Raw genomic sequence first — 21829 nt, forward strand, 5'->3', positions numbered from 1 at the left:
CTTTCAGGTGGTTCAGCCGATGGTCATCAGGCTGGCGTTACCGCCCGCGGCGGCGGTGTTGACGCTCAATGCCCGCTCGATCACCAGGCGTTCCAGGGCAATCCCGGTTTCGCCCTGGGACAGGCCCTGCACGCCGACAATCGCTCCGGCCCGTTTGGCCACCTGTTGGCAGACCGCCTGCAACTGGTCGGAATGACCGTGATGCAGCACGGCATCGAAGATCACCTCGTCCTTCTGCCAGTCGGCTACCCGCTGGATGCGCGCCTGTACTTCTTTGGGCAGGCGCGCATACAGCGCCTTGCCCGGCTCACCCTCCGGCCATACCGCCGAACTGCCCACCGCCAGCACCGCGGCGAGCTGGGTCAGCAGGTCGGTTTCGAGGTCCGCCAGGCACAGCACGTGTTCGCGGGGCAGGATGGCATAGGTGTTGCGCTCGCCGGTCGGGCCGACCAGAGGGCGGGTGATGCCGCTTTGCGATTGCGTAGCGAAGCGCGCGCACAGCTCTGCCAGATCGGCCTGCTGGTTGGCGCCTGCCCAGGTTTGCAGTGCGGTCAGCGGCTTGCTCATGGCATCGCGCAAACGCACATCCGGCGCATTCAGGGCATCGACCCGCACGAACGATTGCTCGATGGCATCGCTTGGCCGGGTTGCCAGCAGGCGATACAGGTACAGCGGACCGCCGGCTTTCGGACCGGTGCCCGACAGGCCTTCGCCGCCGAACGGCTGCACGCCGACCACGGCACCGACGATGTTGCGGTTGACGTAGACGTTGCCGGCATTGACGTTGTCGATGACCTTGGCGATGGTTTCGTCGATCCGGGTGTGCACGCCCAGGGTCAGGCCGTATCCCGAGGCGTTGATCTGGGCGATCAGCTGGTCGATTTCCTTGCGCTTGTAGCGCACCACGTGCAGCACCGGGCCGAAGATCTCCCGCTGCAGTTCGTCGAAGCTTTCCAGTTCGATCAGGGTCGGCATGACGAAAGTGCCGCGCTTGCATTCCTCGCTGTCGGCGATGGCGACCTGGTAGACGCTGCGGCCTTTGTCGCGCATGGCCTGGATATGTTTCTCGATGCCGGCCTTGGCCTCGGCGTCGATCACCGGGCCGATATCCACGGACAGGCGTTCCGGGTTGCCGAGGCGGCATTCGGCCATGGCCCCCTTGAGCATTTCGATCACGCGGTCGGCGGAGTCTTCCTGCAGGCACAGCACGCGCAGGGCCGAGCAACGTTGGCCGGCGCTGTCGAAAGCCGAGGAGACGACGTCGATGACCACTTGTTCGGTCAGTGCCGAGGAGTCGACGATCATCGCGTTCTGCCCGCCGGTTTCGGCGATCAGGGGAATTGGTCGGCCCAGGTTGTCCAGGCGCCCGGCGACATTGCGCTGCAGCAGGCGGGCGACTTCGGTGGAGCCGGTGAACATCACGCCCTTGACGCGATCGTCGCCGACCAGGCGGGCACCGACGGTTTCACCGCGACCCGGCAGCAGTTGCACCACGCCTTCCGGAATCCCGGCTTCGAGCAACAGGCGCACGGCCTGGGCCGCGATCAGCGGGGTCTGTTCGGCCGGCTTGGCCAGCACCGGGTTGCCGGCGGCCAGCGCGGCAGCCACCTGGCCGCTGAAGATGGCCAGCGGGAAGTTCCACGGGCTGATGCAGACCACGGGGCCCAATGGGCGGTGGGCATCGTTACTGAAATCATTGCGTGCCTGCACCGCGTAGTAGCGCAGGAAATCCACGGCCTCGCGGACTTCGGCAATGGCGTTGGCGAAGGTCTTGCCGGCCTCGCGGACCAGCAGGCCCATCAGCGGCTGGATCTCGCCTTCCATCAGATCGGCGGCACGCTCCAGGATCGCGGCGCGCTCGGCCGGTGGAGTGGCCTGCCAGATCGGCGCGGCGTTCAGGGCGCACTGGACGGCGTTGTCGACATCTTCGACCGTGGCCTCCTGGACATGGCCGACCTGGTCACGGTGATCCGATGGGTTCAGTACCGGCGCCGCGGTTTCGTTGCTGGACTCGCAGCCCAGCATCGGCACGGCTTTCCAGTGGTTGTGGGCGCTGGCCAGCAATGCGCAGGACAGCGAGGCCAGGCGATGTTCGTTGGCCATGTCGATGCCCGCCGAGTTGGCGCGCTCCGGGCCGTACAGCTCGCGCGGCAAGGCAATGCGCGGATGTGGCAGGCCGAAGCCGCCTTCCTGCAGGGCCATCTGCTCGATGCTGCTGACCGGGTCGGCGACCAGTTCCTGGATGGAAATGGACTGGTCGGCGATGCGGTTGACGAAGGAGGTATTGGCCCCGTTCTCCAGCAGCCGGCGAACCAGGTAGGCCAGCAGGGTTTCATGGGTGCCGACCGGGGCGTAGACGCGGCACGGACGGTTCAGCTTGCCCTCGGCGACCTTGCCCACGACCTGTTCGTAGAGCGGCTCGCCCATACCGTGCAGACACTGGAATTCGTACTGGCCCGGGTAATAGTTCTGCCCGGCGATATGGTAGATGGCCGACAGGGTGTGGGCATTATGGGTGGCGAACTGCGGGTAGATGACTTCCGGCACCGACAGCAGCTTGCGTGCGCAGGCAATATAGGAAACGTCGGTGTACACCTTGCGGGTATACACCGGATAGCCTTCCAGGCCTTCGACCTGGGCGCGCTTGATCTCGCTGTCCCAGTAAGCGCCCTTCACCAGGCGGATCATCAGGCGATGACGGCTGCGGCGCGCCAGGTCGATGACGTAGTCGATCACGTACGGGCATCGCTTCTGGTAGGCCTGGATGACGAAACCGATGCCGTTCCAGCCGGTCAGTTGCGGTTCGAAGCACAGGCGTTCGAGCAGGTCCAGGGACAGCTCCAGGCGGTCGGCTTCCTCGGCGTCGATGTTCAGGCCGATATCATATTGCTTGGCCAGCAGGGTCAGCGACAGCAGGCGCGGGTACAACTCGTCCATCACCCGTTCGTATTGGGCGCGACTGTAGCGCGGGTGCAGGGCCGACAGCTTGATGGAGATGCCCGGGCCTTCATAGATGCCGCGGCCGTGGGAAGCCTTGCCGATGGCGTGGATGGCCTGCTCGTAGGACGCCAGGTACTTCTGCGCGTCGTGTTCGGTCAGGGCCGCTTCGCCGAGCATGTCGTAGGAGTAGCGGAAGCCCTTGGCTTCGAAGCGGCTGGCGTTGGCCAGGGCCTCGGCGATGGTCTCGCCGGTGACGAACTGTTCGCCCATCAGGCGCATGGCCATGTCGACGCCCTTGCGGATCATCGGTTCGCCGCTCTTGCCGATGATGCGGCTCAGGGACGAGGTCAGGCCCGCTTCATTGTGGGTGGCGACCAGCTTGCCGGTCAGCAGCAGGCCCCAGGTCGCGGCGTTGACGAACAGCGACGGGCTGTTGCCCAGGTGCGGCTGCCAGTTGCCGGTACTGATCTTGTCGCGGATCAGGGCGTCGCGGGTGCCCTTGTCGGGGATGCGCAGCAGGGCTTCGGCCAGGCACATCAGCGCCACGCCTTCCTGGGACGACAGGGAGAACTCCTGCAGTAGGCCCTGGACGATACCGGCACGGCCGCCGGCGCTCTTCTGGTTGCGCAGCTTCTCGGCGATGCCCGAAGCCAGTTTGTGAGTGGCCTCGGCCATGGCGGCAGGCAGTCGGGCCTGTTCCAGCAGCATCGGCACCACTTCCGGCTCGGGGCGACGGTAGGCGGCGGTAATGGCGGCGCGCAGGACCGATTGCGGGAGGATGCTTTCGGCGAATTCGAGGAAGCACTGGTGAGTGTGGTCGGCCTGGACCTCGCCGGCATCGTCGGTTTCACCCCGGGCCGTGCCGCTGAGTTCGGTCAGGGTTGCACCGCTCTCGAGTTTTTCCAGGTAGTTGAAAATGGCTTGCTTGATCAGCCAGTGGGGAGTGCGATCAATCGAGTGGGCCGCAGCTTTAAGGCGCTCGCGGGTCGGGTCGTCGAGTTTGACCCCAAGGGTGGTCGTAGCCATTTTCTTATCCTCATGGTTGCCACGACGGCGTGGCATCAGCTGGCAGCAAGATTAGCTTCGGGATAGTCAAGGTGCAACCGGGTACAACCCTTTTTTTCGGCGGAAAAAACCGATCGTGATCGGGAAAATTTTTCCGGTTGCCGGCCTTTGCCCTGATTTGAAGCCTTTTAATTATCAGCGCCGGGCTTTTTGCTCCGAAAAGGAGCAAGAAACAGTCGGAAAAGGTGGAAATGTCCAAAGGTGCAACTTAAACGGGCAAAACAGGTTGCACCTTCTTTGTTATGTTTAATAGCATGCGCGACCAAGGTGCAACCTCCTACAAGCGGGGTCATCGGCTGATGGTTTTCCTGGGGAAATATCAGTCATAAATGTCCGGCCCGCTCAGCCGTCTGACAGACAGTCGTCATAAGTGTCGGTCGCGGGCCGCCGCTAAATAAAAACAATGCCAGGGCTTTTGAATGAGTGTAAGCAACCCAACCCTGATCACCTTTGTGATCTATATCGCTGCCATGGTGCTGATCGGTCTGATGGCCTATCGCTCCACCAACAACCTTTCCGACTACATTCTCGGTGGCCGCAGCCTCGGTAGTGTGGTGACCGCGCTTTCGGCCGGTGCTTCCGACATGAGTGGCTGGTTGTTGATGGGCCTGCCGGGCGCCATCTACATGTCCGGTCTGTCGGAAAGCTGGATCGCCATCGGCCTGATCGTCGGGGCCTACCTGAACTGGCTGTTCGTCGCCGGTCGCCTGCGGGTACAGACCGAGCACAACGGCGATGCGCTGACCCTGCCGGATTACTTCTCCAGCCGCTTCGAGGACCACAGCGGCGTGCTGCGGATCATCGCCGCAGTGGTGATCCTGGTGTTCTTCACCATCTACTGCGCCTCGGGCATCGTCGCCGGTGCGCGCCTGTTCGAAAGTACCTTCGGCATGTCCTATGGCACCGCGCTGTGGGCCGGCGCGGCGGCGACCATCGCCTACACCTTCGTCGGTGGTTTCCTGGCGGTGAGCTGGACCGATACCGTGCAGGCCACGCTGATGATCTTCGCGCTGATTCTCACGCCGATCATCGTGTTGCTGGCCACCGGTGGTGTCGATACCACCTTCCTGGCGATCGAAGCCAAGGATCCGGGCAATTTCGACATGCTCAAGAACACCACCTTCATCGGCATCATCTCGCTGATGGGCTGGGGCCTGGGCTACTTCGGCCAGCCGCATATCCTGGCGCGCTTCATGGCGGCGGATTCGGTCAAGTCGATCGCCAACGCCCGTCGCATCTCGATGACCTGGATGATCCTGTGCCTGGGCGGCACGGTGGCCGTGGGCTTCTTCGGTATCGCCTATTTCTCGGCGCATCCCGATGTGGCCGGTCCGGTCAGCGAAAACCATGAGCGGGTGTTTATCGAACTGGCGAAAATCCTCTTCAACCCATGGATCGCCGGTGTACTGCTGTCGGCGATCCTGGCCGCGGTGATGAGTACCCTGAGCTGCCAGTTGCTGGTGTGCTCCAGTGCCCTGACCGAAGACTTCTACAAGACCTTCCTGCGCAAGTCCGCCTCCCAGCGTGAGCTGGTCTGGGTTGGCCGGGCGATGGTACTGCTGGTGGCGGTGATTGCCATCGCGCTGGCGGCGAATCCGGAAAACCGCGTACTGGGCCTGGTGAGTTATGCCTGGGCGGGCTTCGGTGCCGCCTTCGGCCCGGTTGTCCTGATTTCGGTGATCTGGAAGGACATGACCCGTAATGGCGCCCTGGCCGGGATCCTGGTCGGCGCGATCACGGTGATCGTCTGGAAGCACTTCAATCTGCTGGGCCTCTACGAAATCATCCCGGGCTTCCTGTTCGCCAGCATCGCGATCTATATCGTCAGCAAGATGGGCAAGCCTTCGGCGCTGATGTTGCAGCGTTTCGACGCGGCAGAGAAACAGTTCCGCCAGGAACACTGATCGCACTGAACGTTCGCTGATCGGCAAGCGGCCCGTCTCCCTGGAGACGGGCCGTTTTGTTTCAGGCGCGCAATGCCTGTTGCAGGTCTTCGAGGAGATCCTCGATCGCCTCGATGCCGACCGACAGGCGAATCATCTCCGGCTTCACCCCGGCCTTGGCCTGTTCCGCAGCGTTCATTTGCCGGTGGGTGGTGGAGGCCGGGTGGCAGGCCAGGGACTTGGCGTCGCCGATATTCACCAGGCGCTTGAAGATCTGCAGGGCATCGTAGAAGCGCACGCCGGCTTCGTATCCGCCCTTGAGCCCGAACGACAGAATCGCCGAAGGCTTGCCCTTCATGTACTTGAGCGCCAGCTCATGGTGCGGGTGGTCCTGCAGGCCGGCATAGCTGACCCAGGCGACCTGGTCGTGGGCCTTGAGGAATTGCGCCACCTCGAGTGCGTTGTCGGTATGCCGCTCCATGCGCAAGGCGAGGGTTTCCAGGCCCTGCAGCAGCAGGAAGGCGTTCATCGGCGCCAGTGCGGCGCCGGTGTTGCGCAGCGGGACTGTCCGGGCGCGGGCGATAAAGGCCGCCGGGCCGAACTTTTCCGTATAGACCACGCCGTGATAGGCGGCTTCCGGGGTATTGAGGCCGGGGAATTTTTCCGGATGGTCGGCCCAGGGGAAGGTCCCGGCATCGACGATCACCCCGCCCAGGGAGTTGCCATGTCCGCCGACGTACTTGGTCACCGAGTGCACGACGATATCGGCACCGAACTGGATCGGTTTGCACAGGATCGGCGTCGCCACGGTGTTGTCGACCATCAGCGGTACGCCGTGGGCGTGTGCTACCTCGGCGAAGCGTTCGAGATCGACGATATTGCCCGCCGGATTGCCGATGCTTTCGCAATAGACCAGCTTGGTATTCTCGTCGATCAGTTCGGCGATGGCTGCGGCGGAGTCATCGCGGGCGAAACGGACCTCGACGCCGAAGCTCGGCAACAGGTGGGCGAAGAGGGTGTAGGTGCCGCCATACAGCTGTGGCGTGGAAACGATATTGTCGCCGGCCCGGGTCAGGGTCTGGATGGCGTAGTGAATCGCCGCGCTGCCGGCGGACACGGCCAGTCCGGCGATCCCGCCTTCGAGGGCTGCCAGGCGTTGTTCCAGCACATCGTTGGTGGGATTCATGATCCGGGTGTAGATATTGCCCGGTACATCCAGGTTGAACAGGTCGGCGCCGTGCTGGGCGTTATCGAATTCGAAGGCGACGTTCTGGTAGATGGGTACGGCCACGGCCTTGGTGGTCGGGTCCGACTTGAAACCGTGATGGAGCGCAATCGTTGCGTCTTTCATAAAGTCTCGACTCAGTGAAATTCCATTAATGAGCACTGCCAGGCAGTTGCGGTCGCTTAATGGTCTCGTGTGTCTGAGTCGCCAATGACCTCCGGGTCCTGTACCCGTTGTCGGACCGCAAGCCGGTGCGCCAGTGTCCGATACTGGCGCCTGGTCGGCAAGTGACCTGGCTCAAGCCGGCTCGTTGTCCGCCTGATTGACGAAGATCAGTACACCGAGCACGGCCATGTAGAACCTGAAGGCGCCTTCCTGGCCATTCCAGATCTGCGATTGCCACATCAGGAACCATTCGCCGCCGACCACCATGAAACCGAAGAACCAGACCAGGAAACCCACGGTAGCGCCAGCGATGACCCCTTTCTTCGCCCGGTCGAAGCTGGCGGCATCGGCCTTGCGCGCTCGCCACAGGGACAGTGCGCCCGCGGCCAGCAGCACCGCGGTCAGGCCCTCGCCGAAGATGATCAGCCAGTAGGCCGCGTGCCACAGCAGCGGGGTGGTGATCGCACGGTACATCGCGGCATTGTGCGCGAAGGTGGTGTCCATGCTCAGCACATGACTGACGAAGGCGAAGTTGGAGCCATAGTCGGTGACGTTGTTGAAGGTGACCATAAAGGCGAAGGCGGCAAGGGCGAGGCTCAGGACGATCTTGGCGTAGCGGACGGTCATTGTTTTCGGGTCCTTCGTGGGCGGGAAAGGGACGTTAGCACGGCCGATGGCGGGAAATATGTCAGCGCCCGACCCTGCCGTTTGTACGTTGCGACCTGACGGCGGGTGGACCACAAGGTAAACTTCGCCTCCTTCGCAGGAGTCGCCATGAACTACCGTCACGCCTTCCACGCCGGCAATCACGCCGACGTCTTGAAACACCTGGTCCTGACCCGCCTGATCGCCCTGATGGCGCGCAAGGAACAGCCGTTCGCCTACCTCGACAGCCATGCCGGCATCGGCCTGTATGACCTCAAGGGCGACCAGGCCAGCCGCACCGGCGAATACCTGGAGGGGATCGCCCGCTTGTGGGGCGAGCAGGACCTGCCCGCGGTAACCGCCGATTACCTGCGCGTGCTGCACGAGATGAACCCGGATGGCGAGTTGCGCTATTACCCCGGCTCGCCGGAACTGGCGCGGCGCCTGAGCCGGGCCCAGGACCGTGTGCTGCTCAATGAAAAGCACCCGGAAGACGGCAAGCTGCTCAAGGACAACATGAAGGGCGACCGGCGTGTGGCGGTGCACCTGGGCGAAGGCTGGCATGTTGCGCGGGCGCTGTTGCCGGTGCCGGAAAAGCGCGCGGTGCTGCTGATCGATCCGCCGTTCGAGCAACTGGACGAGATGCAGCGTTGTGCCGCGTCGCTGAAGGAAGCCATTGGCCGTATGCGTCAGACCGTGGCGGCGATCTGGTATCCGATCAAGGACCAGCGCGCCCTCAAGCGTTTCTACCAGGACCTGGCCGGCACCGGGGCGCCGAAGTTGCTGCGGGTGGAGCTGCTGGTGCATCCGCTGGATACGCCGGCAAGCCTCAATGGCTCGGGCCTGGCGATCGCCAACCCACCGTGGGGCCTGGAAGAAGAGTTGCGCGAATTGTTGCCATGGCTGGCGCAGAAGCTGGGTCAGACCCAGGGCGACTGGCGGATGGACTGGCTGATTGCCGAGTGAGTGGCGTTTCCGCTCTCGGGTGTTCACCCAAATACTGAAAACACCACCCACCCTGTAGGAGCCGGCTTGCTGGCGATCCGCGCGAAGGCGGTCATCCACCCCGGATTCGGCGATAGCAAGAGCGCTATCGCCGGCAAGGCGGCTCCCACAAGGGAGCGCCGTCATCAGATCGGGCAGGTCACGCCCGTGCCGCGGATCCCGCAATAGCCTTCGGGGTTCTTCGCCAGATACTGCTGGTGATAGGCCTCGGCGTAGAAGAAGGTCGGCGCCTCGTCGATTTCCGTGGTGATGCTGCCGTGGCCGGCCTTGCTCAGTTCGGCCTGGAACACCTGCTTGCTCTTCAGTGCCGCTTCCAGTTGTTCCGGCTTGGTGGCATAGATCACCGAGCGGTATTGGGTGCCGATATCGTTGCCCTGGCGCATGCCCTGGGTCGGATCGTGCAGTTCCCAGAACAGTGCCAGCAGTTCTTCATAGCTGACGATTTCCGGCTCGTAGACCACCAGCACCACCTCGCTGTGGCCGGTCAGGCCCGAGCAGACTTCTTCGTAGGTGGGGTTGGGCGTGTAGCCGCCGGCGTAGCCCACCGACGTGCTGTAGACGCCCGCGCGCTGCCAGAAGCGCCGCTCCGCGCCCCAGAAGCAGCCCAGGCCGAAGATCGCGAATTCCACGTTGCCGGGGAAGGGGCCCAGCAGCGGGTTGCCATTGACGAAATGTTTGTCCGGAACCGCGATAGGGGTTTCGCGGCCAGGCAGAGCTTGTTCTTTGGTAGGGAGCACGTTTTTGTTCACCAGGATTTCCGAGCGCAAGACCATGTCGCAGTCCTCTCAGTCAGGTTGAAATGAGCTGTAACTATGAAATAGACCGACAGTGTGTCCGAGTGTTACAGCGCTGTCAGGTCAGGGGGCCGCGTGGATAGCGTTTGAGCTGGCGCACCAGTTCGACTCCGGGGATCGGCCGGTCGAACAGGTAGCCCTGGCCGACGTCGCAACGGTGGCGGCGCAGGAACGCCAGTTGCTCGGAGGTCTCGATGCCTTCGGCGACCACCTTGAGTTTCAGGTTGTGGGCCATGGCGATCACCGCGGAGGTGATTTCCATGTCGTCCTGGTTGTCCGGGATTTCATGGATGAAGCTGCGGTCGATCTTGATGATGTCGATCGGGAATTTCTTCAGGTAGCTCAAGGACGAGTAGCCGGTGCCGAAATCGTCCATGGCCAGGGTCAGGCCGAGCTTTTTCAACTGGTCGAGTTGCTGGCGGGTGTCTTCGGTGGCTTCCAGCAGCAGGCCTTCGGTCAGTTCCAGCTCCAGCAGCGACGGCGGCAGTTGCTCTTCCTTGAGGATGCTGGCGATGGACGCCACCAGGTCCGGATCGGAGAACTGCTTGGGCGACAGGTTGATCGCCACCTGCAGGTTGCCCAGGCCGCGGGCGGTCAGTTCCTTGCTCATGCGGCAGGCCTGGCGGGCGATCCACTTGCCGATCGGAATGATCAGGCCGGTTTCTTCGGCGACGCTGATGAACTGGTCCGGGCGGATCATGCCTTTTTCCGGATGGTTCCAGCGCAACAGCGCTTCCATCCCCAGCAGGCGCCCGCTGCGCAGGCACAGCTTGGGCTGGTAGAACACGTCCAGTTCGTTCTGGGTCAGGGCGCGGCGCAGGTTGTTCTCGACGAACAGCTTGTAGCTGGCTTCGGCGTTCAGCGCTTCGGTGAACACCTGCACCTGGTGCTTGCCGTTGGCCTTGGCCTTGTGCAGCGCGAGGCCGGCGTTGCGCATCAGGGTCTGCGGGTCGCGGCCGTGCAACGGCGCGCTGGCGAGGCCGACGGAGCCGGTGACGCTGATCAGCTGGTTGTCGACGAACATCGGCTTGTCGAGGGTGGTCAGCAACTGGCTGGCGATCTGCTGGCCGGTTTCCAGGTCGGTATCGTCCAGCAGTACCGCGAATTCGTTGCTGGCAAAGCGCGCCAGGCTGCCGCTCGGGCTCAGGCTGTTGCGCAGGCGCCGGGCCAGGCTGATCAGCAGCTTGTCGCCGGTCTGGTGGCCGAGGCTGTCGTTGATCCGCTTGAAGTTGTCGATATCCACCAGCAGCAGGCTGATGGGCGAGTCGCTGTCGCGGGCGAAGCGCTCGTCGAGGTTGCGGATGAACGCCGGGCGGTTGCCCAGGTTGGTCAGGTTGTCGGTGTAGGCCAGGCGCTCGATGCGTTGTTGGGCGAGCTTGGTCTGGGTGATGTCTTCGTAGATGCCGATGTAGTGGGTCAGTTCGCGGTTGTCACCGTAGACCTTGGAAATCGACAACTGGCCCCAGTAGGGTTCGAGATTCTTGCGCCGGCTCTTGAATTCGCCCTGCCAGCTGTTGCTCTTGGCCAGGCTCGACGGTGCGTCGAACAGCAGCTCGCTGAGGTTTTCCAGGGCCGGCAGCTCGGAGAGTTTCTGGCCGTGGACTTCCTCGGTGCTGTACTGGGTGATGGCGGTGAAGCTCGGGTTGACGTACTCCACCACGCCGTCGCAATTGACCAGCAGGAAGGCGTTGGCGCTCTGCTCTACTGCCCGCTGGAACAGGTGCAGGGCGCTGGTGGCGGTGCGCCGGTTGTGGTTGTTGATGACCTGGGCGAACTGGTCCGCCAGCTCTCCGGCAAAAGCGATTTCATCCGATTGCCAGGCGCGGGTCTGGCCGGTCTGTTCCAGGCACAGCACGCCGACCACCTGGCCGTCGATGCGGATGCTGGCGTCGAGCATGGCGTTGATGTCGCGGGGCCGCAGGCTTTCGGCCATCTCCCGGGTACGCGGGTCGCGAATGGCGTTGTGGGCGTCAATGGCGCGGCTGGTGTGCAGGGCTTCCAGGTAGTCGGGGAAGTTGCTCGCGTCGATCACGTCCGGCAGCACGTATTCCTGGCTGGCACGGTGATAAGCGGAGATCGGCACCAGGCGCTGATCCTCGAGGTTCCAGATGCTCGCACTGTCGATTTCGTAGATGTCGCAGGCGCTGCGGGTGATCAGCTCGGCGGCTTCCTGCAGCGAGTTGTTCAGGCTGTAGCGCTGGCGGGCCAGGCGCAGGATCAGGTCCTGCTGGGCACGCACGCGGTCCAGGTGCAGCAGTTGTTCCTGCTGGGCGCGCTGGTTCAGTTCGAGGGCGATCTGCAGGCGGCTGTTCTGGGTCTCCAGGTCGGCCACGGGCAGTCCCGGCTCCTGGCCGAGCAGCCCTTCGACCACCAGCAGATAGCCGCGCAACAGGTGGCGGTTATGCTGTTTGTAGGCTTCGCCGAGTTCCAGCAGGGTCAGCGGGCCCTGGGCGGTGTGCAGGGTGTAGCGGATCAGGTAATGCGGGCTGTCGACCAGTTGCGTCTGGATCGCGTCATGCAGGCGATAACGCGCTTCCGGCTCCATCAGGCTGGCATAGGGCGAGCCGACGAGGGCGCAGAGTTCGATGGCCGGCAGGCCGAACTGGCGTTCGCAATTGGGATCGAGAAACAACAGCGCCCAGCTTGCTTCATTCAGCCGTTCGAAACGCAGCATGCCGAGCCGCGAGGGCACCGGCAGTTGCGTCACTACCTCGGCCGCCAATCTATTGGCGACATCGGGTTGGCTTTTCATTGAGAGCTCGCTTCAAGAGTACTGATCACGCGGGGTAATGACCCTTTTTCTGGCGCGTTGGGCAAGGTTGCATTAAGCGGGTCGGGCTGACAAGCAGAACAGTGGCTCCGTGCCTTCAATGTATCGGCCGGGGTGTGAAAATCTTCAGAAAAGGGCGATGGGCGGAAGGCGCTTGGCGCTCTGCACCGTACCTTTGCGTGGTGCTTTCGCGTGGCGGAGGGCGGGCAAAAAAAAGCCCCGCCAGTTGGCGGGGTTGAGGTACGAGCGTGGCGCTCGGAAATCGCTACGGCGAACCCGGCTTCCTCGCGAGAGAAAGCCGGGTCGCGGGTTACAGCAGGATAGTACGGATATCCGCCAGCAGGTCGCTCAGGCGCTTGGTGAAGCGCGCCGCCGCGGCACCGTTGATCACACGGTGATCGTAGGACAACGACAGGGGCAGCATCAGCTTCGGCTGGAAGGCCTTGCCATCCCAGACTGGCTGGATGGCGGCCTTGGAAACGCCGAGGATCGCCACTTCCGGTGCGTTGACGATCGGCGTGAAGCCGGTGCCGCCAATGTGCCCGAGGCTGGAGATGGTGAAGCAGGCGCCCTGCATGTCGTCGGCGGAGAGCTTCTTGGTCCGGGCCTTTTCAGCCAGGGAAGCCGCTTCGGCAGCGAGTTGCAGCAGGTTCTTCTGGTCGACGTTCTTGATGACCGGTACCAGCAGGCCATCCGGGGTGTCGACGGCGAAGCCGATGTTGACGTACTTCTTGCGAATGATCGCCTTGCCGCTCGGGGCCAGCGAACTGTTGAAGTCCGGCAGTTCCTTGAGCAGGTGCGCGCAGGTCTTGAGCAGCAGCGGCAGGATGGTCAGCTTGACGCCAGCCTTCTCGGCCACGGCCTTCTGGGCCACGCGGAACGCTTCCAGCTCGGTGATATCCGCCGAGTCGAACTGGGTCACGTGCGGCACGTTCAGCCAGCTGCGGTGCAGGTTGGCGGCGCCAGCCTGCATCAGGCGGGTCATCGGCACTTCTTCGGTTTCGCCGAAGCGGCTGAAGTCCACGACCGGGATCGGCGGGATACCGGCACCACCGGTTGCGCCGGCAGCAGCGGCCGGTGCTTCCTTGGCCTTCTGCATCATGGCCTTGACGTAGACCTGCACGTCTTCCTTGAGGATACGACCGTGCGGGCCGCTTGCGCTCACCGCGTTCAGCTCGACGCCGAATTCGCGGGCCAGCTGGCGTACCGCCGGGCCGGCATGAACCTTGGCGCCGGAATTGGCCGGTGCGACAGCCGGAGCGGCGGCGGGGGCTGCAGCGGCAGGCGCTGGAGCCGCTGCCTGGGCCGGTGCGGCAGGTGCTGCGGCGGGGGCCGGTGCGGCGGCCGGGGCTGCGCCCTTGACCTTCAATTTCAGGATCAGGTCACCGGTACCGACTTCGTCGTCCAGCTTGATCGATACGCTTTCCACGACACCGGCGGCCGGCGACGGGATTTCCATGCTGGCCTTGTCGGATTCGAGGGTGATCAGCGATTGATCGACTTCGACGGTGTCACCGGCCTTGACCGAGACTTCGATGATCTTGGCCTTGCCCGACGAGCCGATATCCGGCACGTGGATGTCCTGGACGCTGTCGGCTGCCGGAGCAGCCGGTGCAGCGGCTGGCGCTGCTGCTGGAGCGGCGGCAGGCGCGGCGGCCTGGGCCGGTGCCGGAGCTGCGGCCGAGGCGGCGCCCGCGACTTTCAGGACCAGGATCAGGTCGCCGGTACCGACTTCGTCGTTGAGCTTGACGCTGATGCTTTCCACGACGCCGGCGGCCGGCGAAGGGATTTCCATGCTGGCCTTGTCGGACTCGAGAGTGATCAGCGACTGATCGGCCTCGATGCTGTCGCCGACCTTGACCGAGATCTCGATGATCTGGGCCTTGCCCGACGAACCGATGTCCGGCACGTGCACTTGCTGGGCCGAAGCCGCGGCAGGTGCGGCGGCGGGAGCGGCAGCCGGTGCCGGCGCAGCGGCTGGAGCCGCCTTGGCAGCAGGCGCAGGAGCTGCCGCTGGGGCGGCGGCGCCTTCGACTTCCAGCTCAAGCAGTTCGTCGCCTTCTTTCAGGCGGTCGCCCAGCTTCACTTTCAGGCTCTTGATGATACCGGCCTTCGGGGCGGGCACTTCCATGCTCGCCTTGTCCGATTCCAGCGTCAGGATGCTCTGGTCGGCTTCGATGCGGTCGCCGACCTTCACAAACAGTTCAATTACTTCACCTTCACCGCTGCCGATGTCAGGTACGCGAATGAGTTCGCTCACAGGGTGTCTCCTCAGCAGTCCAGTGGGTTGCGTTTTTCCGGGTCGATCCCGAACTTGACGATGGCCTCGGCCACCACTTTAGGTTCGATATCGCCACGGTCAGCCAAGGCTTCCAGGGCTGCCAACACCACGAAATGACGGTCGACTTCGAAGAAGTGACGCAGCTTCTTGCGGCTGTCACTGCGGCCGAAACCGTCGGTACCGAGGACTTTGAACTCCTTGGATGGGACCCACTGGCGGATCTGTTCAGCAAACAACTTCATGTAGTCGGTAGAAGCGATCACCGGACCCTTGCGGCCGTTGAGGCATTCCTCGACGTAGCTCAGCTTCGGCTTCTGGCCAGGGTGCAGGCGGTTGCTGCGTTCCACTGCCAGGCCGTCGCGGCGCAGTTCGTTGAAGCTGGTGACGCTCCATACGTCGGCGCCGATGTTGAATTGCTCGCGCAGGATCTTCGCCGCTTCACGCACTTCGCGCAGGATGGTGCCGGAGCCCATCAGTTGCACGTGGTGAGCCGCTTCCTTGGTGTCTTCCTCGAGCAGGTACATGCCCTTGATGATGCCTTCCTCGGCGCCGGCCGGCATGGCTGGCTGCTGGTAGGATTCGTTCATCACGGTGATGTAGTAGAAGATGTCCTGTTGCTCTTCGGTCATCTTCTTCATGCCGTCCTGGATGATCACCGCCAGCTCGTAGCCGTAGGTTGGATCGAAGGTGCGGCAGTTCGGGATGGTGGCGGCCAGGATGTGGCTGTGACCGTCTTCGTGTTGCAGGCCTTCGCCGTTCAGCGTGGTCCGGCCGGCGGTGCCGCCGATCAGGAAGCCACGGGTACGGCTGTCGCCGGCGGCCCAGGCCAGGTCGCCGATACGCTGGAAGCCGAACATCGAGTAGAAGATGTAGAACGGCAGCATTGGCTGGTTGTGGCTGGAGTACGAAGTACCGGCAGCGATGAAGGAGCTCATGGCGCCCGCTTCGTTGATGCCTTCCTCGAGGATCTGGCCCTTCTTGTCTTCCTTGTAGAACATCACCTGGTCTTTATCGACTGGCTCGTAGAGCTGGCCGACGGAGGAGTAGATGCCCAACTGACGGAACATGCCTTCCATACCGAAGGTACGGGCTTCGTCCGGGATGATCGGAACGATGCGCGGGCCGATTTCCTTGTCCTTGACCAGTTGCGCGAGGATCCGCACGAAGGCCATGGTGGTGGAGATTTCACGGTCGCCCGAACCGTCGAGGATCGCCTTGAGGGTATCCAGGGACGGCGTCGGCACGCTGAAGCTCTGGGCGCGACGCTGTGGCACGAAACCGCCCAGTGCGGCACGGCGCTCGCTCAGGTAGCGGGCTTCGGCGCTGTTTGGCTCAGGCTTGAAGAACGGCAGGTTCTCCAGCTCTTCGTCCTTGACCGGGATGTCGAAGCGATCGCGGAACAACTTCAGGCTGTCGACATCGACTTTCTTGGTGTTGTGCGCGGTGTTTTTCGCTTCGCCGGCACCGGTGCCATAACCCTTGATGGTCTTGGCCAGGATGACGGTCGGTTGTTCCTTGTGGTTGACCGCTTCGTGGTACGCCGCGTAGACCTTGTACGGGTCGTGGCCGCCACGGTTGAGCTTCCAGATCTCGTCGTCGGACAGATCGGCAACCATCGCCTTGAGTTCAGGCGTGTTGAAGAAGTGCTCACGGACGAACGCGCCGTCCTTGGCCTTGTAGTTCTGATACTCGCCGTCGATGACTTCGTCCATGCGACGTTGCAGGATACCGTCGACGTCCTTGGCCAGCAGTGGGTCCCAGAAACGGCCCCAGATGACTTTGGTGACGTTCCACTGGGCGCCACGGAACACGCCTTCGAGTTCCTGGATGATCTTGCCGTTGCCGCGAACCGGGCCGTCGAGGCGCTGCAGGTTGCAGTTGATGACGAAGATCAGGTTGTCCAGCTTCTCGCGGCCGGCCAGGGAGATGGCGCCGAGGGATTCCGGCTCGTCGCACTCGCCGTCGCCCAGGAAGCACCAGACTTTCTGCTTGCCTTCCGGAATGAAGCCACGGGCTTCCAGGTACTTCATGAAGCGTGCCTGGTAGATCGCCTGGATCGGGCCCAGACCCATGGATACGGTCGGGAACTGCCAGAAATCAGGCATCAGCCAAGGGTGCGGGTAGGACGACAGGCCCTGACCGTCGACTTCCTGGCGGAAGTTGTTCATGTGTTCTTCGGTGATGCGGCCTTCCATGAACGCACGGGCGTAGACGCCTGGCGAGGTGTGGCCCTGGAAGTAGATCAGGTCGCCGCCGTGTTCGTCGGTCGGGGCCTGGAAGAAGTAGTTGAAACCGATGTCATACAGGGTGGCGCTGGAGGCGAAACTGGAGATGTGACCGCCCAGGTCAGAATCTTTCAAGTTCGTGCGCATTACCATGGCCATCGCGTTCCAGCGCACCAGCGAGCGAATGCGGCGTTCCATGAACAGGTCGCCAGGCATGCGTGCTTCGTGGGTGACGGGGATGGTGTTGCGGTAAGGCGTGGTGATGGCGTAGGGCAGTTGCGAGCCGCTGCGGGTCGCGAGTTCGCCCATACGGGTCATCAGGTAGTGAGCACGGTCTTCGCCTTCTTTGTCGAGAACCGATTCCAGGGCGTCCAGCCATTCCTGGGTTTCGACGGGATCGAGGTCTTGCATGGCTTGCTCCAGGGCGGAAAGGCTTCCAGAATCGGTTGCCTGAGTTTGCGACTGGCCTTGTGGGCAGACGACATAAATTCTTGGATGGTCCGGAGGTTGTTCCGGGGGTTCTGTAGTTTTACTACAAATCGTCAAGCATTTCAGCCTTCCGAATGTATAGACGAGTAGTAAAACTACAGATCAGCGAGCGAAAACTTCCTGTTACGTTGTGAGAATAATCGATATTGTTGGTCGAAAATAAACATTATCAGGTGGGCGCTTGATGTTGGCTGCCAAGAAAAACCGATTATCAGCTATTTCTAACTTTTGTTCGACAGTCCTTTTCAGAGCGTGTTTCTCGCCATCACAGTTTGCGGCTGCTTGTTCGCCGATCAAGGATAGACCATGAGCCTACCTGCACTGGCCGTTTTACCGGCCATTCTCCTGCCTTTTGTCAGCCGCGCCGAGCAGTCGTTCCGCACGGCCGTCGCCGCGCTGGACGACGACCACGGCCTGGCCGGCTGGTCGCCCGAGCGCTGGGCGGACTTCGCCAGGGTCAGCGCCGCCAGCGACTTCTTTATTGAACAATCGGTGCGTGACCCTTTGATGTTGCTGGAACTGGTGCAGTTCGGCGACCTGGATCGCGGCTTCGCTCCGGGAGAAATGTGCGGGCAGATTGCCGCCGCGGTGCAGCAGGCGCAAAGCGAGGATGAGCTGGGGCGCCTGTTGCGGCGCCAGCGGACCCGTCAGCAGGTGCGGATCATCTGGCGCGACCTGACGCGCCAGGCGGACCTGGTACAGACCTGTCGCGATCTCTCGGACATGGCCGATGCCAGCATCGACCAGGCCTACCAGTGGTTGTACCAGCGTCATTGCCAGCAGTTCGGCACGCCCACCGGTCGGCGCAGTGGCGAGCCACAGCAGATGGTCATTCTCGGCATGGGCAAGCTCGGCGCCGTGGAGCTGAACCTGTCCTCCGACATCGACCTGATCTTCGCTTACCCGGAAGGTGGCGAGACTGTCGGGGTAAAACGCCCGCTGGACAACCAGGAATTCTTTATCCGCCTGGGGCAGCGACTGATCAAGGCGCTGGACCCGATCACCGTCGACGGATTCGTCTTCCGTGTCGACATGCGCCTGCGGCCTTATGGTTCGGCGGGTGCGCTGGTGCTGAGCTTCAACGCGCTGGAGCAGTATTACCAGGACCAGGGTCGCGACTGGGAACGCTACGCGATGATCAAGGCGCGGGTGGTGGCCGGCGACCAGGTGGCGGGCGCGCAGTTGCTGGAGATGCTGCGACCATTCGTCTATCGGCGTTACCTGGATTTTTCCGCGATCGAAGCGTTGCGCACCATGAAGCAACTGATCCAGCAGGAAGTCCGCCGCAAGGGCATGGCCGAGAATATCAAGCTGGGCTCCGGTGGTATCCGCGAGGTCGAGTTCATCGCCCAGGCGTTCCAGCTGATTCACGGCGGGCGTGACCTGAGCCTGCAGCAACGGCCGTTGCTGAAGGTCCTGGGCACCCTCGAAGGCCAGGGTTACCTGCCGCCGGCGGTGATCGCCGAGTTGCGCAACGGCTACGAATTCCTGCGCTACACCGAGCATGCGATCCAGGCGATTGCCGATCGCCAGACCCAGATGCTGCCCGATGACGAGAAGGATCAGGCGCGTATCGCCTTCATGCTCGGTTTCGACAACTGGGCGGCGTTCCATGAGCAATTGATGTACTGGCGTGGCCGGGTCGACTGGCACTTCCGTCAGGTCATCGCCGACCCGGACGAGGAAGATGGCGAAGAATGTCAGGTCGCCGTGGGTGGAGAGTGGTTGCCGCTGTGGGAAGAGGCCCAGGATGAAGAGGCCGCCAGTCGCCAGTTGGAAGAGGGCGGGTTCAAGGACGCGCCGAAGGCGCTGAAGCAACTCGCGGCCTTGCGCGGCAGTCCGCAATTGCGCGCCATGCAGCGCCTCGGCCGGGAACGCCTCGATGCCTTTATTCCGCGTCTGCTGGCCCAGGCGGTCGAGCACGCCGATCCGGACCTGGTGCTGGAGCGGGTGCTGCCCCTGGTCGAGGCCGTCGCACGGCGCTCCGCCTATCTGGTGTTGCTCACGGAGAACCCCGGTGCGCTGCGCCAGTTGCTGACCTTGTGCGCCGCCAGTCCGTGGATTGCCGAGCAGATCACCCGTTTCCCGATGTTGCTGGACGAATTGCTCAACGAAGGCCGGCTGTTCAAGCCGCCGTTGGCACCGGAGCTGGCCGCCGAGTTGCGCGAGCGCCTGACGCGGATTCCCGAGGACGACCTCGAGCAGCAGATGGAGGCCTTGCGGCACTTCAAGCTGGCGCACCGGCTGCGGGTTGCCGCCTCGGAAATCTCCGGCAGCCTGCCGCTGATGAAGGTCAGCGATTACCTGACCTGGCTCGCCGAGGCGATCCTCGAACAGGTGCTGGCCCTGGCCTGGCGCCAGACCGTCGGCAAGTACGGCTCGCCGCAACGGGCGGACGGCACCTTGTGCGATCCCGGCTTTATCATTGTCGGTTACGGCAAGGTCGGCGGGATCGAACTCGGGCACGGCTCGGACCTCGACCTGGTGTTCATCCACGACGGCGACCCGAATGCCGAGACCGATGGCGCCAAGCCGATCGACACGGCGCAGTTCTTCACCCGGCTGGGGCAGCGGATCATTCACCTGCTGACCACCCAGACCAACTCCGGCCAGCTCTATGAGGTGGACATGCGCCTGCGGCCATCCGGCGCTTCCGGTCTGCTGGTCAGCTCTCTCGGGGCCTTCGAGCGTTATCAGCAGAACGAGGCCTGGACCTGGGAGCACCAGGCGCTGATCCGCGCCAGGGTACTGGTGGGTTGCAAAGACGTCGGGAGCGCTTTCGAGAAAGTCCGCGCGGCGGTGCTGGGGCGCGAGCGGGATCTGCCGACCCTGCGCCAGGAAGTCAGCGAGATGCGCGCCAAGATGCGCGACAACCTCGGCAGCAAGGCGACTGCCGCCGGCACCGCGGCCAATGCCTTTGATGCCGCGGCGCCGTTCGACCTCAAGCAGGACGCCGGAGGTATCGTCGATATTGAATTTATGGTGCAATACGCGACCTTGGCCTGGTCGAAAGAGCACCCGGCGTTACTGCGCTACACGGATAATATCCGCATTCTCGAGGGGTTGGAGCAGGCCGGGCTGATCCCCGCGACCGATGCCGCCCTGCTGCGCGAGGCTTATAAGGCCTACCGTTCCGCCGCCCATCGCCAGGCCTTGCAGAAGGAAGCCGGCGTCATCGGCGGTGACCAGTTCATGGTCGAGCGGCGCGACGTGATGCGGATCTGGGCTGAACTGGGACTAAGCTAGGACGGCCACACGCAAAGACCGGGGAGGCCACAGGCCTCCCTGATCGTTTCCGGGATATTTATGAAGATTCTCATCGTTGGGCCCAGCTGGGTCGGTGACATGGTGATGGCTCAGACACTCTTCCAGTGCCTGAAACACCGCCACCCGCAGTGCGAGATCGATGTGCTGGCCCCCGAGTGGAGCCGCCCGATCCTCGAACGCATGCCCGAAGTGCGTGCGGCCTTGAGCTTTCCGCTCGGCCACGGTGCCCTGGAGCTGGCCACCCGGCGCCGGATCGGCAAGTCCCTGGCCGGGCAGTATGACCAGGCGATCCTCCTGCCCAACTCGCTGAAGTCGGCGCTGGTGCCGTTTTTTGCCGGCATCCCGAAACGCACCGGCTGGCGCGGTGAGTTCCGCTACGGCCTGCTCAATGATGTGCGCAAGCTGGACAAGGAACGCTATCCGCTGATGATCGAGCGGTTCATGGCCCTGGCCTATGAGCCGGGTGCCGAGCTGCCGACGCCTTATCCGCGGCCGAGCCTGCGGATCGACCCGGCCAGCCGCGAGGCGGCGCTGGGCAAGTTCGAACTGGCCCTGGACCGCCCCGTCCTGGCCTTGTGCCCCGGCGCCGAGTTCGGCGAGTCCAAGCGCTGGCCTTCGGAGCACTACGCCAAAGTCGCCGAGGCGAAGATTCGCGAAGGCTGGCAGGTCTGGCTGTTCGGCTCGAAGAACGATCATGGCGTCGGCGAGGATATTCGCCAGCGGCTGATTCCCGGCCTCCGTGAAGAAGCGGTGAATCTCAGTGGCGCGACCTCGTTGGCCGAGGCCATCGACCTGCTGTCCTGCGCTGATGCCGTGGTGTCCAACGACTCCGGCCTGATGCACGTGGCCGCGGCGCTGAACCGCCCGCTGGTGGCGGTCTATGGTTCGACGTCCCCGGGCTTCACCCCGCCGTTGGCGGACCGGGTGGAAATCGTCCGGCTGGGCCTCGATTGCAGTCCGTGTTTTGACCGTACCTGCCGCTTCGGCCATTACAACTGCCTGCGCCAACTGATGCCGGCCCCCGTGAACGAAGCCTTGCAGCGCTTGCAGGGTGCCCCGGTCGAGGTCGAGTAAG

Annotated in this window: 11 protein-coding genes; 4 read left to right on the forward strand and 7 right to left on the reverse strand. The window is 63.2% G+C overall.

Annotation, left to right across the window (positions count from 1 at the left end; genetic code table 11):
- Positions 1-12: 12 nt before the first annotated feature.
- Positions 13-3966 carry a trifunctional transcriptional regulator/proline dehydrogenase/L-glutamate gamma-semialdehyde dehydrogenase gene (putA, locus tag KI243_RS02370; protein ID WP_177127935.1) on the reverse strand — a complete coding sequence of 1318 codons (3954 nt, stop codon included), beginning with the start codon at positions 3964-3966 and terminating at the stop codon, positions 13-15.
- 458 nt (positions 3967-4424) lie between these two features.
- On the opposite strand from putA, the gene putP reads away from it, so the two are divergent.
- Positions 4425-5909: a sodium/proline symporter PutP gene (gene putP, locus KI243_RS02375; protein WP_017126861.1), complete on the forward strand. Its 1485-nt coding sequence runs from the start codon at positions 4425-4427 to the stop codon at positions 5907-5909.
- Between the two features lie 61 nt (positions 5910-5970).
- Here putP and KI243_RS02380 read toward each other — a convergent pair whose 3' ends face one another.
- On the reverse strand, positions 5971-7239 hold the full coding sequence (locus KI243_RS02380; RefSeq protein WP_017126860.1) for an aminotransferase class V-fold PLP-dependent enzyme: 1269 nt from the start codon (positions 7237-7239) through the stop codon (positions 5971-5973).
- Positions 7240-7410: 171 nt separating this feature from the next.
- Positions 7411-7905 carry a DUF2165 domain-containing protein gene (locus KI243_RS02385; RefSeq protein ID WP_017126859.1) on the reverse strand — a complete coding sequence of 165 codons (495 nt, stop codon included), beginning with the start codon at positions 7903-7905 and terminating at the stop codon, positions 7411-7413.
- 147 nt (positions 7906-8052) lie between these two features.
- Between KI243_RS02385 and rlmJ the strand changes: the two genes are divergently transcribed.
- Positions 8053-8889 (forward strand): 23S rRNA (adenine(2030)-N(6))-methyltransferase RlmJ, encoded by an 837-nt coding sequence (rlmJ, locus tag KI243_RS02390; RefSeq protein ID WP_177083438.1) that lies wholly within the window; start codon positions 8053-8055, stop codon positions 8887-8889.
- Between the two features lie 164 nt (positions 8890-9053).
- Here the strand turns inward: rlmJ and msrA are convergent, their stop codons facing one another.
- The 4 genes from msrA to aceE all read right to left on the reverse strand — a co-directional run bounded on the left by msrA (position 9054) and on the right by aceE (position 17409).
- Positions 9054-9701 carry a peptide-methionine (S)-S-oxide reductase MsrA gene (gene msrA, locus KI243_RS02395; protein ID WP_017126857.1) on the reverse strand — a complete coding sequence of 216 codons (648 nt, stop codon included), beginning with the start codon at positions 9699-9701 and terminating at the stop codon, positions 9054-9056.
- 79 nt (positions 9702-9780) lie between these two features.
- Entirely contained in the window at positions 9781-12474 is a 2694-nt protein-coding gene (locus tag KI243_RS02400) for a GGDEF and EAL domain-containing protein (protein ID WP_212810406.1), read from the reverse strand.
- A gap of 328 nt (positions 12475-12802) precedes the next feature.
- Complete coding sequence (gene aceF / locus KI243_RS02405; protein ID WP_212810407.1) at positions 12803-14752, reverse strand: dihydrolipoyllysine-residue acetyltransferase; 1950 nt, start codon at positions 14750-14752, stop codon at positions 12803-12805.
- 11 nt (positions 14753-14763) lie between these two features.
- The gene (gene aceE, locus KI243_RS02410) at positions 14764-17409 is read right to left on the reverse strand and encodes a pyruvate dehydrogenase (acetyl-transferring), homodimeric type (protein WP_017125128.1); all 2646 of its coding nucleotides are present in this window, start codon (positions 17407-17409) and stop codon (positions 14764-14766) included.
- 384 nt (positions 17410-17793) lie between these two features.
- On the opposite strand from aceE, the gene glnE reads away from it, so the two are divergent.
- Positions 17794-20733, forward strand: a complete 2940-nt coding sequence (glnE, locus tag KI243_RS02415) for a bifunctional [glutamate--ammonia ligase]-adenylyl-L-tyrosine phosphorylase/[glutamate--ammonia-ligase] adenylyltransferase (RefSeq protein ID WP_017125127.1) — start codon at positions 17794-17796, stop codon at positions 20731-20733.
- 60 nt (positions 20734-20793) lie between these two features.
- The gene (waaF, locus tag KI243_RS02420; protein WP_017125126.1) at positions 20794-21828 is read left to right on the forward strand and encodes a lipopolysaccharide heptosyltransferase II; all 1035 of its coding nucleotides are present in this window, start codon (positions 20794-20796) and stop codon (positions 21826-21828) included.
- The last annotated feature ends 1 nt before the right edge of the window (position 21829 follow it).

The organism is Pseudomonas sp. Ost2, from assembly GCF_018326065.1.
GTDB lineage: Bacteria > Pseudomonadota > Gammaproteobacteria > Pseudomonadales > Pseudomonadaceae > Aquipseudomonas > Aquipseudomonas gingeri.